This is a genomic window from Alteromonas profundi (assembly GCF_010500865.1).
Classification (GTDB): Bacteria; Pseudomonadota; Gammaproteobacteria; order Enterobacterales; family Alteromonadaceae; genus Alteromonas; species Alteromonas profundi.
Window position 1 is genome coordinate 1 of the sequence record NZ_JAAAWN010000010.1, and the last position, 14,748, is coordinate 14,748.

At 44.7% G+C, this 14,748-nt stretch carries 14 protein-coding genes; 3 read left to right on the top strand and 11 right to left on the bottom strand.

Going from position 1 to position 14,748, the window contains the following annotated elements:
- Positions 1-170: 170 nt before the first annotated feature.
- From GTH32_RS09000 to GTH32_RS09035, 8 genes are all read right to left on the bottom strand, one after another.
- Complete coding sequence (locus tag GTH32_RS09000) at positions 171-473, bottom strand: hypothetical protein (RefSeq protein ID WP_163084922.1); 303 nt, start codon at positions 471-473, stop codon at positions 171-173.
- Positions 473-1,021, bottom strand: coding sequence for a YaeQ family protein (locus tag GTH32_RS09005; RefSeq protein ID WP_163084924.1), 549 nt, complete (start codon positions 1,019-1,021; stop codon positions 473-475). Before GTH32_RS09005 ends, GTH32_RS09000 begins: the two co-directional genes overlap by 1 nt.
- Positions 1,022-1,523: 502 nt before the next feature.
- Positions 1,524-3,491, bottom strand: coding sequence for a TonB-dependent receptor domain-containing protein (locus GTH32_RS09010; RefSeq protein WP_163084926.1), 1,968 nt, complete (start codon positions 3,489-3,491; stop codon positions 1,524-1,526).
- Positions 3,492-3,605: 114 nt separating this feature from the next.
- Positions 3,606-4,517, bottom strand: coding sequence for a LysR substrate-binding domain-containing protein (locus GTH32_RS09015; protein WP_163084928.1), 912 nt, complete (start codon positions 4,515-4,517; stop codon positions 3,606-3,608).
- A 10-nt stretch (positions 4,518-4,527) separates the two neighbouring features.
- Positions 4,528-4,803, bottom strand: a complete 276-nt coding sequence (locus GTH32_RS09020) for a hypothetical protein (protein ID WP_163084929.1) — start codon at positions 4,801-4,803, stop codon at positions 4,528-4,530.
- Entirely contained in the window at positions 4,800-5,291 is a 492-nt protein-coding gene (locus GTH32_RS09025; protein WP_163084930.1) for a cytochrome b/b6 domain-containing protein, read from the bottom strand. Before GTH32_RS09025 ends, GTH32_RS09020 begins: the two co-directional genes overlap by 4 nt.
- On the bottom strand, positions 5,288-5,815 hold the full coding sequence (locus GTH32_RS09030) for a DUF2798 domain-containing protein (RefSeq protein WP_163084931.1): 528 nt from the start codon (positions 5,813-5,815) through the stop codon (positions 5,288-5,290). Before GTH32_RS09030 ends, GTH32_RS09025 begins: the two co-directional genes overlap by 4 nt.
- Positions 5,816-6,123: 308 nt before the next feature.
- On the bottom strand, positions 6,124-6,594 hold the full coding sequence (locus GTH32_RS09035; protein WP_163084932.1) for a Spy/CpxP family protein refolding chaperone: 471 nt from the start codon (positions 6,592-6,594) through the stop codon (positions 6,124-6,126).
- 170 nt (positions 6,595-6,764) lie between these two features.
- Here GTH32_RS09035 and GTH32_RS09040 point away from each other — a divergent pair, with 170 nt between their 5' ends.
- Entirely contained in the window at positions 6,765-7,475 is a 711-nt protein-coding gene (locus GTH32_RS09040; RefSeq protein WP_163084933.1) for a response regulator transcription factor, read from the top strand.
- Between the two features lie 10 nt (positions 7,476-7,485).
- Complete coding sequence (locus tag GTH32_RS09045; RefSeq protein WP_343033418.1) at positions 7,486-8,835, top strand: sensor histidine kinase; 1,350 nt, start codon at positions 7,486-7,488, stop codon at positions 8,833-8,835.
- A 135-nt stretch (positions 8,836-8,970) separates the two neighbouring features.
- Here GTH32_RS09045 and GTH32_RS09050 read toward each other — a convergent pair whose 3' ends face one another.
- The 3 genes from GTH32_RS09050 to GTH32_RS09060 all read right to left on the bottom strand — a co-directional run bounded on the left by GTH32_RS09050 (position 8,971) and on the right by GTH32_RS09060 (position 13,382).
- The gene (locus GTH32_RS09050; protein WP_203565432.1) at positions 8,971-11,400 is read right to left on the bottom strand and encodes a membrane-bound PQQ-dependent dehydrogenase, glucose/quinate/shikimate family; all 2,430 of its coding nucleotides are present in this window, start codon (positions 11,398-11,400) and stop codon (positions 8,971-8,973) included.
- A 96-nt stretch (positions 11,401-11,496) separates the two neighbouring features.
- The gene (locus GTH32_RS09055; protein ID WP_163084934.1) at positions 11,497-11,826 is read right to left on the bottom strand and encodes a four-helix bundle copper-binding protein; all 330 of its coding nucleotides are present in this window, start codon (positions 11,824-11,826) and stop codon (positions 11,497-11,499) included.
- A 332-nt stretch (positions 11,827-12,158) separates the two neighbouring features.
- Positions 12,159-13,382 (bottom strand): cation:proton antiporter domain-containing protein, encoded by a 1,224-nt coding sequence (locus GTH32_RS09060; protein WP_163084935.1) that lies wholly within the window; start codon positions 13,380-13,382, stop codon positions 12,159-12,161.
- Between the two features lie 326 nt (positions 13,383-13,708).
- Here GTH32_RS09060 and GTH32_RS09065 point away from each other — a divergent pair, with 326 nt between their 5' ends.
- Positions 13,709-14,716, top strand: coding sequence for a YhdH/YhfP family quinone oxidoreductase (locus tag GTH32_RS09065; protein WP_163084937.1), 1,008 nt, complete (start codon positions 13,709-13,711; stop codon positions 14,714-14,716).
- The last annotated feature ends 32 nt before the right edge of the window (positions 14,717-14,748 follow it).

Below are 14,748 nucleotides of genomic sequence, written 5' to 3' on the forward strand. Positions count from 1 at the left end.
AGGGCTGTCGCTTGCCGAATACGATTCACTATGCGACAGTGGAAAGCTGCACTCAAATGGTACAGCTCTATAGTAGACGGGGCCTGGGCCGGATGTGCATGAAATTAAATTCGTGGGGATCCCTCAGGGTCAGAGTACATTTTATGACAAAAAGTACTCTGACCCCTTTATTACGGCTCTTCAGTGGTAAAGACTAAATGCCTGCGCATGTCCTTTAGCACCACGCCTTTTTTAAGCAGTGCGGCACTTAGGCGTTTTTGCCACATTCTTAATTCAGGTTCTGCTGAACGCACGGCGTCTTCACTTTCAAACTGAAAACGTAATAGTAAAGAGCCTGGAAACTGGTGATATTGTACGTTGAACCAACATTGAACCATGCCTGGAATTTCTTCTCGTGCTTGTTCTTCTAACCTGTTAGCAATGTCCAACACCAGTGTTTGTTGTTTACGTTGAACTGCTGAGAGCTTTTTCATTACATGTGCTTCTCTATAGCGACTTCAACGCTTTCAGTCACTTCTCCACCTTCTATAGTCAGCCATATCTGCCCATCTTGAATGGTAACTTGAATTTGCATAGAGCGCTGAACTGCGCTAGCGAGTGTGCCAGCTAATGATTCAGGCAAGGTAAAAACAGATAAGTTTTTTCTTGTTTGTAATTTGTTATGCTCTTTTTTCCACCATGCATCAAAACTATTATCGGCGTAGGCGTAAATCATCATATGTTGGCTTTGATTGCAGCCTTTTTTAATACGTTGTTCTGAAGGCTGACCTAGTTCTATCCATAATTCTATTTCGTCACTAAAGTTCTTTTGCCAGAGATCTGGTACATCGTCATCAGACAAACCTTTGGTGAACTGAAGGTGCTCGTGGGCGTTAACGATATAGGCAATGATACGAAGCATCATGCGCTCATCGTTTTCAGACGGATGGCGAGCAATAGTCAGGTTGTGATCGTTATAGTAATTGCGATCCATATCGGTTATCGATATGTCGGCTTTGAAAATAGTTGCTTTAAGCGCCATGGTCTTCTCGGTTGCTTTTTTGCGGGCTAGTTTATCAGCTAATAAAGCCTTTCGCCCCTAATATTGCAACGCTAATACATACGTATTGCCACGTTTAGTGAATACGAGGTGGGCAAGTCCGTGTCAATTAAAACCCGTCTATTAATAGGCCTACGTTTACTCACTTGTTTGTATAGATCATCAATTCAAAGCGGATGAAAATCATTTTTGTCACCGTTACGTTTTATCGTTAACCATTTCTGCGATATTTATAATAGGCGAGACCTTGTAGGTATGTACGAATGGATGCAAAGACTATAAAAGCAAGAATGAGAGGCGCTATGGTGTTTGGGGCCACGCCCGAACTTGGCGTAGCGGGGGCATGCTATTTTACAGCGTAAGAAACTAAGTGTGGGGCTGGGAAGATAGGGCTAAGTCTAAGATAGCGCTATTAACGTTAGCGCTATCTTTAATCTGCCTGGTCGGGGCTGCGTTACCCCAGTTTTATTTAAAACAAATTTACTTAAAACACATAAGACGCCGATAGCTTCACATTTCTGCCTGGCTCATAATCTTGCACGGTATCGCTGCTATAAGAGGCATGAGAGTAATACGCCTTATCAAACAAGTTTTGTACTCCAAAGGTAACCGTAAGTGCACTTACGTCTCTGGGTAACCATTGCATGGTGAAATTATGAATTTGATAACCCGCTTTATGGATATTTGCGCCAGCAAATACCGAATCGTCAGTACGGGTGACAAGTGTTGTCCAGTTAACATTCACATCATATTCTGGGATGTCGTAGCCGAGGTTTAGCGCAATACTGTCACCTACTTCGTAGCGCAATTGCTCACCCGTTTCCACGTGCTCAGAGTCTGATTTTGAGTAACTTAAACGGGCATTAAACTGGGCTTTTCGAAGCGATAGCGACGACTCAAATCCATCAATATCATAATCGCCTGAATTTTCGTAAAAACCTACTGGATTCCCCTTACCGATAGCCCAATTGTCTATGTAGTCTTCTATGCGTGTCTCAAAAAGGTTAAAGGTGAAAGCCAGTCTATCTAGCCCCATGACGTCGTTTTCTAGATAAGCAACGCCTAGGGTTTTGTTGATCCCTGTTTCGGCTTTAAGGGCTTGATCAAACTGTGTGGTGTAGTCTACGTAGCTCTCTCGCAAGCCGGGCCCTTGGAAAAGCTCTGTTGCACTGGCGCTTAACGTCCACGCGTCAGTAAGGCGGTATTTTCCTGCAAGGCCAAACGTAAATTCTGTCCAGCTTTTATCGAGTGAGTCGTTTGCCCCTTCCGATTCCATTTCAGTTGAATAATAGTTGTAGCGAACGCCAGGGGTAAAAGAGAACCTTTGGGTGAACTGAATTTCATCTTCCAAATAAAAAGCGTGAGAATCAGCGGTATCTTCGTTTGTTTGTACGTTGCTATCAATGCGAGTAGATACTTGTTCATAGCCTTCGCCACCGTATCGTAGCGTGTGCAAGGTATCGCCAAACGTATACGTTGAGGTAGCTAGCACATTGTAGCCAGTATGTTCTGAATTACCTTCTACACCCATGGTCACATAACTTAACTCATTTTTATAAAGCGTACTTCTCATGGTAATCGCATCGCCATAATCTAGCTCATGGGCGATTGACATACTGGTGCGGGTGTAATCAATATCTTGGGTTTCAGCGTCGGTGTCTTCGGCAAAACCAGCGCCGAAGTTTGTTTTTACATAATAGTCGCCGCGGTCGTTATATTTATCGTAAGAAAAAACAACGCGGTTGTGGTCGTTAACGTCCCAACCTAGCTTCACCACTCCATTATAATTGTGCCCTTCGTTACCGGTAACTTCTCTTCCCGTGCCGGATTCGAAATTATCTTTATCGGTATAGGTGTAGTACACCATGGCATCTACATTATCAGCAACGCGTGTGTAGACAGTAGCAGAGCCGCCCCAATAATCATTTGAAGCGATATCGGTGTGAAGCCGTGCACCGAATTGTTGACCAGGCAACAGCAGATCTTTAGCATCTTTCGTTTCAAATGCTACGCCGCCGGATAGTCCGCCTGTTAATACTGAGTTGGTGCCAACGTTAATATCTACGGCTTTTAGAATATCGGCATTAACCAGCAGGTTGCCGGCATGGTGAAACATGTTGTTGTTCTGCGAAATACCATCGATAGTGATATTGAGGTCTAAATCGTCTACGCCTCGAATGTTAATGCCCTGCACGATAGAATGAGAGCCGCCAATGTCAATACCGGCTTGGTCTCGTAATAGGTCACTTAAGTGTGCCGCTTGTTTCTTTTCAATATCATCTTCTATTAGTGCAGAATTAATAATATTGGTACTCCACACTTCAATAACTTCGGTTTCTTCTTTGTCGTTTACTGATGACGACCCATTGTCGTCAGCCATCGCATTCGCGGACATTCCCATTAAAATTGAGCTAACAATGAAACTGAGCTTACTAACATTAAAACGCGGCAATGCACTTCCCCTGTAAAAAAACAATCTAAATGCTATTGAGAATGGTTTGCATTAAATATTTTTGTGGCAGGTTGAGCAACCTATAGTTTATGCGTTTGCCGGATAGTAGCTATGTCAAAATTGAAAGTGACTTTTAACCAGTTTTCTGAACCACTGGCATAGCGGGTCTTCATGAAAACGTTGATGCCAATATAAATAAACCTGTGAGTAGTCGATATTTAACGGCGCAGGAACTTTGCGTATCGCCACATCGTGTGTTTTGGCAATATCTTCTGCGAAGTGGAGGGGTAAATGGAAAATAATGTCGGCGTTTTCGATTAATCCGCCAATATTATAAAAGTGTTTTAACTTAATGGGGGTGGAAATAGTGGTGATGCCTAAATTTTCCAAGTGACCGGCTATGGGGAGTACGCTTTCACCCTGGGTTGAAATTTGCCCAAAATGGCAATTTTTCAGCTTTCCAACAGTGATTTCTTCATTTGCCAGCGGATGAGATTGTGCCATAACCAGCGCAAAGTCTCGTTGAAAAAGAGGTAGCCTATGAATTCTATCTTCAGCATTGTCGGGAGAATGACCACTTACTACAAAGTGAACGTCACCGTTTATTAACCCCCTAAATTGGGGCTTTGGGGTAGAGTCTATATCTAGGGTTAAACCAGGCGCTCGACGTCTTATTTCACCTATCAGGGGGTTAATAAATACACTCATTTGAGGGGGCAAACCAAATAACTTGAGCGTGGCTGTACTGCGTGAAGGTGAAAAGGTTTGCTTATTCACCATCCCTTCTATCATTGCCAAAAGGTCGGTGAGTTCGCTTTCTAAAGACGCCGCTTTTTCTGTCAGTTCGTATTGCCCCGATACTCTAACTAACAGAGGGTCGTTGAACAATTCTCTTAATTTTCCTAGCGCTCGGCTAACTGAAGATTGGCTCATATTTAGCGTAAGGGCTGTATTGCTAATATGCCTTTCCCTAATGAGAGTTTTAAGCACAATAAGCAGGTTTAGATCGAGCTTGCTAATATCCACTAAGTTTCCGTTATCGCTTGGGGGAAAAACGTCTAAGAATACTTGCAATAAGCCGAGCCAGTATTAGCGGCACACCTATCAACACCAAGGCTTTTATAAAGGGCAGTATAAACAGAACGACGGCTGGAATATCGGGTTTGCCTTCACCGCCATGATGATAGCCCATAGCATTAATTTCGCTAGCAAATTGGGTTTGATCAACAGTGATCATTAACACACCTACGAGTAGGGAAATGGCAACGATAATAGTGGAACGAGATTTCCAGTCTTTTTTGAGAAACTTCATGACACCGCCTTTTTCGACATTTGGGTAATTAGCAATTTAATCCACCGAAAATGCAACGCTAAATGTAACCCCAAAACAGGCATGATAAGGGTAGCTGAGTCGTGATGCATTTTGGACCAAAAGTCCTGTATTTCTAATGGAATACCTAATGTAGGGAATAACGAAACGGAAACCAGAAATCCGCTAACTAAGACAAATATCATCAGCAGATACAAGGAGTAATTAAGAATGAAGTTGTACCGCTCCCGTATTGTTTTAGCCCGCTTAAGTTGCTTGAAACTGCCAATAAACCATTGCCAATGCAGGAGTATATGAATAACAAATGGGATAAGGAAGACTACGCTTAGCCATTCATGCAGCATTATTCCGGTGGATTGCGGCGCAAGAACAATCAAAAATGACACAAGTAACACAGTGTCCATTACAAAACGGGTTTTCTGAAGATTATCTTTCCAAGTGTTATTTGTTATTTTAGCATTACTACTCATGCCGTGCTCCCGGGAACGTTTGAGGAAAAGTGCGCTTCTAGCCTAGGCTTAACCACTAAACTCATTAAACATGCCATTGCAATGCCTATCGGCAACGCTGTAACTAAACTTAACGAAGCTTCTTTTACAAAAACGTCAAAAGAAGGCCAACCTAGATTATTGAATGTGGTGACCAATGCCAATATTGTCTCCATGATAAACGCCATACACAGGCCATGAATTAAATTACGCTGTATCACCGAAAATGAGCCGAATAGGCGCTGTACGACTTTATTAACTAAATAGAAAATAACGCCGCCTAGTGGAAGCATGAGCAATATAGCAAAGGTAAGTGCCCGCAACCACATAGGCATAAATGCCTGATCAGGTAAGATAGTGACCGATGTCATTACTGCGGTAAATAGTCCAATCGCCAGTATAGCTACCGGCAAGAGTACAATGAATTTTTTAATATGCTGCATGGAAGACGGTTTATTAATATGGTTGATACTGTCAACCTTAGTGGCGTGAGTTGATAAAGTCAACTAGATATCTTCACTCCTGCACATAATTTACATTCAACGTTTTTACCTTTGGGATAACTTTTGCACAATACGCGTATTTGCGTGCGATAAGGGGAGGGGGGGTGTTGCTAAATAGGCTGATTAACTAAGCCTGCGAGCAAAAAGTTGCAATAGCTGCGCTGCGAAAGAGCGAAACGAGAGTAGTAACTGGTAAAAGTACTCTGACCCCTTTTGGGGCCCTATTTTTTAATGGGGCGGATGCGTCGATATTAAAAAGCCCAGTATGAATGATACTGGGCTTTTTCGGCTAAAAGGTAGCTAAGTAACGCTTAGCTGTTTCGTTCAGCTTTATCGCCATGATGTCTACGCTCACCACGTTTGCTGCGTTTTTCTTTCATAGATTCGAACTTGTCTAATTGTTCGTCGGTAAGTATTTCACTAATTTTAACACGTACATCAGCCATTCTCAGAAAGCGGGCTTTTGCTTTTTCAGCTTGTAGTTCGGCAAGTTCATTAACGTCTTGCTGGTAATTAGCATCGGTTGGGTCAAGCGCTTCAAATTGCGCTCTAATTGAGGTGTGCCCCTCTTTTGCTGAACGATCCGCTCTACGCTCGGCTTTAAGTTCAACTTTCAGTGCTTTCAATGCTTCTTGTTGCTCTTCGGTCAAGTCTAGAACTCTCACCATTTTATGAATTGGGAAGAAACCTTGACCCTTGTGATCGTCTGAATGTTTACCACCAGCGTAAGCTGTGGTGGCGATACATGCACTCAATAAAACACCGGTAATTAATTTTTTCATCTTAATATTCCTACTTGTTTTTGCCATGATACTGCATGACGTGGGTAAAAAGGGTTTGTTCAATCAACGAAGCTAAGTATGCACAAACCATTCGATAAGTAGGGTTAAGCTAGTGTAAAGTTCGGTAAAGTTGAAAAGCCCCCTAACATAAAAAAGTTAAGCTCTCTTATATGGAAAATGAAAAATACAAAATATTACTGGTCGATGATGATGAAGAACTCTGTGCGCTACTAAGTGAGTTTCTTCAGACAGACGGTTTTGTAGTAGAAACGTTAAGCAGTGGCGATGCCGCTGTATCCCGCTTATTGGAAAGTGATGAGTTTGATACAGTGGTGTTAGATATTATGATGCCTGGCATGTCGGGCTTAGATGTACTGCGTAATGTTCGTGCTAAAAAGCAAACACCTATTCTTATGCTCACTGGGCGTGGCGACGACATAGACAGGATTTTAGGTTTGGAAATGGGCGCCGATGATTATCTTGCTAAACCGTGTAATCCTCGCGAACTCGCCGCCCGTATTCGGGCTATTATTCGTCGAACACAAAACGCGAATGCGCCCACGCAGGCTATGGTTCATGCTGAACTTCACGGTATTGTGCTAGATAGTGGTTCGAGAAGTGCGTTAGTCAACAATACCACACTGCCGCTAACCGGTGCGGAATTTAACGCATTAAGCTTATTGATGGCGCGGGTAGGCCAAACTATTAGCAAGCAAGAAATGACCGAAGAAGTTCTTAATAGGCCTCTTGAAGCATACGATAGAGCGATGGATGTGCATGTAAGCCGAATACGTCAAAAGTTGGCGGCGGCAGGTATTAACGACGTTATCAAATCGGTGCGCGGTGTGGGCTATCAAATGCTTACCCCGTCGCCTCGATAAGGCAAATTTCGTGAAGCGCTCAGAGCTTTGGCAAACACTCAAGCATACCTTCGGGTTCAAGCGCCTGTTTTGGCGAATATTCCTTACTTTCTGGTTGGCAAGTTTATTGGTTATGGCTGCCACTGGATATGTGTTGGTCAGTAAATATTCGTCTGATGAGTACAACCAGCGCTATTTCAATGACGTTTTAAGCCAAGCCGAGCGTATTGTATGGCGTTATGAACAAGACTTATCCAACGGTAACGTACCAAAAGGGAAGATAAAAGAGTGGATAGGCAGGAATGTGAAAAAGCGAAGCGACCTGATTCCTATGCAGATAGTGGACAATACCGGCAGGACGATCTACCACTTTCGAATGAACAAAGTAAAGCCGCGAGATCGAACCGAAAGGTTGGTCTATGGGTTGTCTGCGCTGCCCTATAGGGTTGAAATTCGGCTGCCAGAGGCTCCGCGTATCTTCAAACAGGTATTGTACCGTTTCCAGTCGTTGCAATTTGTGTTTATTTTTATCGCTTCGGCCTTAGTAAGTGCGTTGTTAAGCTGGGGAATAGTAAGGCCTATAAATTATCTTGGTGCGTTTAGTCGTCGCTATGCCAACCAACAGCAAGTCGCTGCGCCACCAAAAGCTATGCTTGCTCGAGGCGATGAACTTGGGGACTTGGCTGCAGATATTAGTTTTATGATCAACAAGACTCATCAAGCAGCCAGTAACCAGCAACAGTTGCTTCATGATGTCTCCCATGAACTTCGTGCGCCATTAGCGCGGTTGCAAGCATCGGCCGCAATCATTGAGCAGCATAACCCTGAAAGTCGGCATGTTAAGCAAATTCATAGCGATTGCGAGCGTATGAGTGCGCTTATTCAACAAATTTTAAATTATTCGAAACTGGAAAAAGTTAACCCCGTTGTCGAAATGTGCAACGTAAATAGGTTATGCGAACGTGTAGCAGATGATATGGCGGTGCATTACCCGAGTATACCCATAGAATTTAATGGCTATCCGAATGCAGAAATTTCCGGTTATCCAGAAGCGCTGCATCAAGCGCTGGAGAATATTATTGGTAACGCTTGTAAATATTCACCTCGCGGTGAACCTGTTGAGTTATCTACGCAAAAACAGGGTAACACTGTTATTATTTCGGTACGCGATCATGGCCCTGGGGTTAAAGAAGATGAAATGGAAAAACTGCTACAACCGTTCTACCGGGCTGGTAACCAAATGCACACATCGGGTTTTGGCTTAGGCTTAAGTATCGCGAAAAAAGCAATCGAAAAGCATGGGGGAACATTGCGTATGCATAGTCCTACCGACGGAGGACTCCTTGTTGAAATGGTACTCCCTATTCATCAGCAGAAGTAATGGTGATTCTCGCGTCTTGGTGTGAATATAGGTGTTTTAGTTTGTATTGAAACAATGGGCAGAGCTTATTTACCTTTATTGCACTCTAACTTGGTAGTGCAAGTAAAAGTACTCTGACCCTATTGTTTGCTATTTCTAGTCATCTAAGGCGTAGGCAATCACATAATCACCGGGTTCGGTTTCCATAAAGTGGTGGCCTGCGGCAACGATGACTAAGTAGCTTTTGCCGTTTTCGCGATACATCATTGGATTGGCTTGCCCGCCAGCGGGTAATACGTCTTGCCAAACGGTTTCGCCCGTATTGATATTGATAGCGCGAATAAGGTTATCGGTTGCCGCTGCAATAAAAATTAAGCCGCTTTGTGTTACCACGCTACCTCCATTGTTAGGGGTGCCTATGGTGAGTGGCAGGCCAGAAGCTATACCAAAAGGGCCATTGTTACGGGCCGTGCCCAAGGGGCGGTCCCATAGCGTACTACCGTCAGCTAAATTAATAGCACGTATGCCACCATAAGGGGGCTGTTTACACAACAAGCCGGTAAATCCTAATCGCCAGCCAGCATTAACATTTACCGCGTAGGGCGTACCTTGCTGTGGATCGCCCGCGCCTTCAGGCCCGCCCTCATCGTGCGCTATTTCATCACGTGGTTTCCAACCTCGTTCATTTGCTTCTTCACGGCTAACAAGTCTATTGTAGTTTGGCATATCGTTGTAATTAGCAATAATAACGCCTCGTGAAGGGTCGATAGCAACGCTTCCCCAATCGGACCCACCATTGTATCCTGGGTATTGGATCCAATGTTGATCAGTAGTGGGTGGCGTATATATACCGTCGTAACTGGCACTTTGGAACTGAATACGGCACGCGAGCTGATCGAACAGAGTTACGCCCCACATGTCTTTTGCTGTTAAATCGGGTTTACGTAGCGTGTGAAAGGTTGAGAATGGCTGTGTATTAGCACGTTTTTCTGGCCCCACGCCTCCTACTGGCACGGTACGTTCTTCCACACCCGTCAACGGTTCGCCGGTTTCTCGGTTTAAAATGTAAATATCACCTTGTTTGCTGGGCAATACTAGCGCTGGTACTGTGCCTGCATCAGTGGGGTAGTCGATAAGACTGACTTGCGAGCCTAAATCGTAGTCCCATACATCTTTATGCACCGTTTGGAATGACCAAGCTGGCTTGCCCGTATTTACATCCATGGCAACCAGCGATGTGGCGTATTTAAATTCAGCAGCTGTTCGCGAGCTACTCCAATAGTCTGCCGACGAATTTCCCATGGGCAAATAGGCAAGGCCTAGGTCATTGTCTCCAGTGGCAGTGGTCCACATATTGGGTGTGCCTCGGGTATAGGTTTCGCCCTCTGGGGGTAATTTATCAATGTAGGGTTTTACCATGTCCCAAGCCCACAAAAGTTCGCCAGTTTGCGCATCAAACCCTTTAATTACCCCAGAAGGAGCGTAGCGTCTTTGGCCGTCGAGTACCTGATGGCCGGTAATAATAACCCCTTGAACGATTACGGGAACACCGGTAATGGCCACAAAACCACTCGGCGTTTTTCCCATATTCTTTTTAATATCGACTTCACCTTGATTGCCAAAATCGTTGCAGGGTTTGCCTGTCTGGGCATCAACCGCGATAATTCTCCCATCTAGTGTGCCACTAATAATTCGTTCATTGCACGCTCTCGCGGTTATGGCGTCGCTAGGGCTTGATTGAGGCTTAATATCGCTATTTGCAGGGGTTTTATAATAGGCCACGCCACGGCACGCCGCCGTATACGGAATGTCTTCATCGGCTACCTTAGGATCGTAGCGCCATATTTCTTCCCCGTTGTGTGCCTTTAAAGCAACTAACTGATTTCTAGCTGTGCATAAATACAGGGTGTCATCAATTTTAATCGGCGTAGTTTCGGCGCCATACCGTTTAGGGGGGATGTCTTTGGTCCTATATACCCAAGCCCGTTTTAGCGAAGAAACGTTTTCGGGCGTAATATCCGTTATTGGTGAGAAGCGGCTAGCATTATTGTCCCGTCCATAGACTGGCCAGTCATTCGGGTTGATATTGTTAATTCCATTGCTAGCGCCTAGCTGTATTTCACTGCTACCCACTGCGGGCGCCGGGGCGTTATAGATCCAATTGGAAGGAACAAACGCCATAGCAAAGGCGCCGAGAAAGATAACTAAAAATGCCCCTGCAAATGAGAAGCTAGTACGTTTTGAAAAATTAAAACCTGGCAGTAGTAGCGCAAGTACAAAAGCAAGTAGCACCGGAACGCCCATGCGGGGTACCCACCGCCAATAATCTAGCCCAGACTCCCAAATAGTCCACCCTAAGGTAGCTAAAAATAAAACGGCGAAAACCCATACGCCAAGCCGCTTTTTAAAGTATAAAAAGAGACTTGAGATAATTAAGCTAGCACCTGCAATGGCGTAGTAAAGCGAACCGCCCTCTACAATTAACCACACTCCTCCTATTGCTAAATACACGCCAATCAACAAGCTTACGACTGAATAAATGCGTAGCGGCCAACTGGCCGTGGTTTCTTTCGACGAGGAATGCATTTTAAAATTCCTTTTAATTTACATATGGTTATAGTATGGCAGTAAGCGATAGTTGAGTGCGGTTACCGCAGCATGTCGCACTCAACCTAGCATTGGTTACGCGGCCATTGAGCGACACAATTCTGCGCAATCGCTACAGGCTTTTGCGCAAATTTGACAATGATCAGCCTCGTGCTGTTGGCACTCGCTAGCACAGGCTTGGCAAATCTCTGCGCACAACTGACATAATTTTGGGGCGAATTCGCTGCCCCTTGCCATGGCCGAAGCGGCAAGTCGGCACATGGCTGCGCAGTCCATATCTAGCTCTATACACTTCGCCATTTTTGCAATATCGTCTTCTTGCAAACATGCTGTAGAGCAGTGGTCGCAGGCATCGGCACATCGATTACATGCATCGATGCAGGCACGGTAGTTTTCATGAGACATATTTTCCTCCGTATACGTTGAATTTACGTAGCATTACTCCTGATACAAAAATTCCCCAAAAAACAGAAAAAAACCAGTTGGAAAAAAGGTTTTGGCATCAAGCAGTAACGCCTAACGAAAAAGACAATAAGGGTGTGCGATATTTATGCCAAGGCATTGGTCAGTTCGGCTTTAAAAAGCGAGTAAGAAAATAAAACGTTTCAATAAGCCCTACCAGTAAGTGGCAGGAGCTAATTACACTTGGTCGCTCATACGTTTTCACAACCGATGAGAAATCCCCTTTGGGGATATAATTTTTACGTACAAAGTGTAGTTTCTACACAGGCTGTCTTTTACTGATTTTCAGCCCTCGCCCAAAGCCTAGCTAGGGGCGCGGCTGTTGTTCCATGAATAATAAGCGAAGCAGTAATCACCATACTTCCGGCAGTCCACGCAATGTCATATCCACTTTTGTCCATTATCACCATACCGTAGAACAAGGCCGAGATGCCTATCGGGCCAAAATGGCCAGCCAGTAGTGCCAACTTCCAATTGCTCCACAGCGGGAGAAAAGGAGAGAGGGACAGAATAACCGGTATACGTCTAAGCGCCAGTACTGCGAGAGTGAAGCCTATCCCGCCCCAGCCCAGATCTAACCAGCGCTCCACAGGCAGCATTAAACCTAAGAATATAAATACAGGAAGAGTGAAGAATAAATTTACTGTTTCTTGCACTTTATCTTCTCTTGCGCGATCACTGCCGCCGACTAATTGGCTAAAAACCACGCCTGCTGCAAACACAGCTAAAACACTATCGGTAGCAATAAGCTTAGCCACGCCTAACGTGAGTAACGTTAACGCTAAGGTGGTGGCGAGAAAGGCGGAATGATCGAGGGTGTTTTTTCGCTCGGCGAGTAGTAACCCTTTGCCTACAACCCAGCCCAACGCCGCCCCTATAGCAAGGGCGCCACCAATTTCCCAAACGATAACCTTGCTTCCCCATGTTACCCACGGGCTACTTTCGTTGGGAGACAACAATAGTACCGGCAACAGCACCAACGGATAGGCGAGACCATCATTAATAGCCGATTCACTAGATAGCCCGTATCGAAAGCGCTCAGGTAAGTGTTTACGCGCTAGCCCCCCGGTTACAATAGAGCTCGCTACAACAGGGTCGGTTGGGCAAATTGCAGCGCCAACGAGTAGCGCCACTAGTAGGGGAACACCGAGTATCCAGTGCGCCAAAAAACTGCTTATCAAAAACATTGCAGGCATGCCTATAGCAAGCAGCAGTACAAATGATCGGCGATGTTTAAAAAGATAGTTTCTGGGAATACGCAAGGCGATGGCCATTAAACTTATGCCAATCGTTACACGGGCGCACTCTTCGAACAACTTGTGGCTATCTCCCCATAAATCTGGCATTAGAAAACCTGCGCCAAGTGGGCCTAGAACTATACCGGAAATAAAGGCGAGAAGTGGCATCGATAGGTAGGAGCGGTCTATGTATCGGGTTAGCATGCCTAGCGTTAGAACAATGGCTCCAATAGTGGCTAAGGCAAGATTTAACTGGCTCACGGCTATGACTCCTTGCTAAGTTTAACACGCTTATATCCTTACTGGCTCAATATAGAATACCTGTGTGAAATATTAAAAAACGGACGTAACTGGCCTTGATACGAAGCAAAGGGCTAATAATGTTCAATGATGTTTTATTGCCTGTATCACGCTCTTTACTGAGGTGGGATAAGGTGCAGGGATGAAAGGGGGGAGCAAAAGGTTGTGCTATTTCTCTTGAAACGGCGTAGTAACCCCCAACATTAGTGGTTATTGTCCAATTATCTTACGAGCACTTTTGTATGCTCGTACGCCTGTGGTTATCAATACCTAGATAGGAGTTCGCCATGAGTAACAACCGTACATTCAACGCTCTACTTGTAGAAGAGAATAGCGATAACACATTTAGCAAAACCGTGGTTACGCGCAGTGTCGATGATTTACCGGATAATGAACTGTTAATAGAAGTGCATTATTCATCGCTTAATTATAAAGATGCAATGTCAGCAAGCGGTAATAAACGTATTAGCCAAAATTTCCCCCATACGCCAGGTATTGATGCGGCTGGCGTAGTAATAAGCGATAAGTCGAATACGTTTTCTACAGGCGATGAAGTGCTGGTCTTTGGTTATGATTTAGGAATGAACACCCCCGGGGGTTTAGGTCAGATCATTTCAATTCCCGCCAAGTGGGCGGTGGCGTGTCCAGATACCTTAACACTTAAAGAAGCTATGACTTATGGCACTGGCGGCCTTACCGCAGCACTTTGTATTCAAAAGCTCGAAACTATGGGAGCAAAACCGAGTGATGGTCCGGTTGCTGTTACTGGGGCAACAGGCGGTGTGGGTAGTATTAGTATAGCGCTGCTTAAACATCTGGGTTATGAAATCATTGCTTTTTCAGGTAAGCCCGAACAGTCTGATAAGCTTAAATCATTAGGTGCTACAGAGATTTTACATAGAGATTCATTGCTTGAGGTTAAAGACGCGCTTGCCGCCAAGCCCAAATGGGCGCACGCTATTGATACGCTAGGTGGCGACTATTTAACAGGGCTATTAAAGCATCTTAAACCAGGGGGCGCCGTGGCTAATGTAGGCCTTGCTGCTTCGCCAGAAATTTCAATGAGTGTTATCCCGTTTATCACCCGTGGAATTTCATTGTTAGGGGTAGATTCTGTGTATATACCCCTTGACGATAAAAAGCATATTTGGCACCGCGTAGCTACCGATATGAAGCTACCGAACCTAGCGCAATACGGGCAAGAAATTACCTTGAATGAGACACCAGATTATCTTGATAGATTCTTTGACGGCAAGGTAGTGGGCAGGTATGTGGTAAACCTTCAAGACGCATAATGTGAACACAGTAGGCAGGTCAGTGTCGTTTA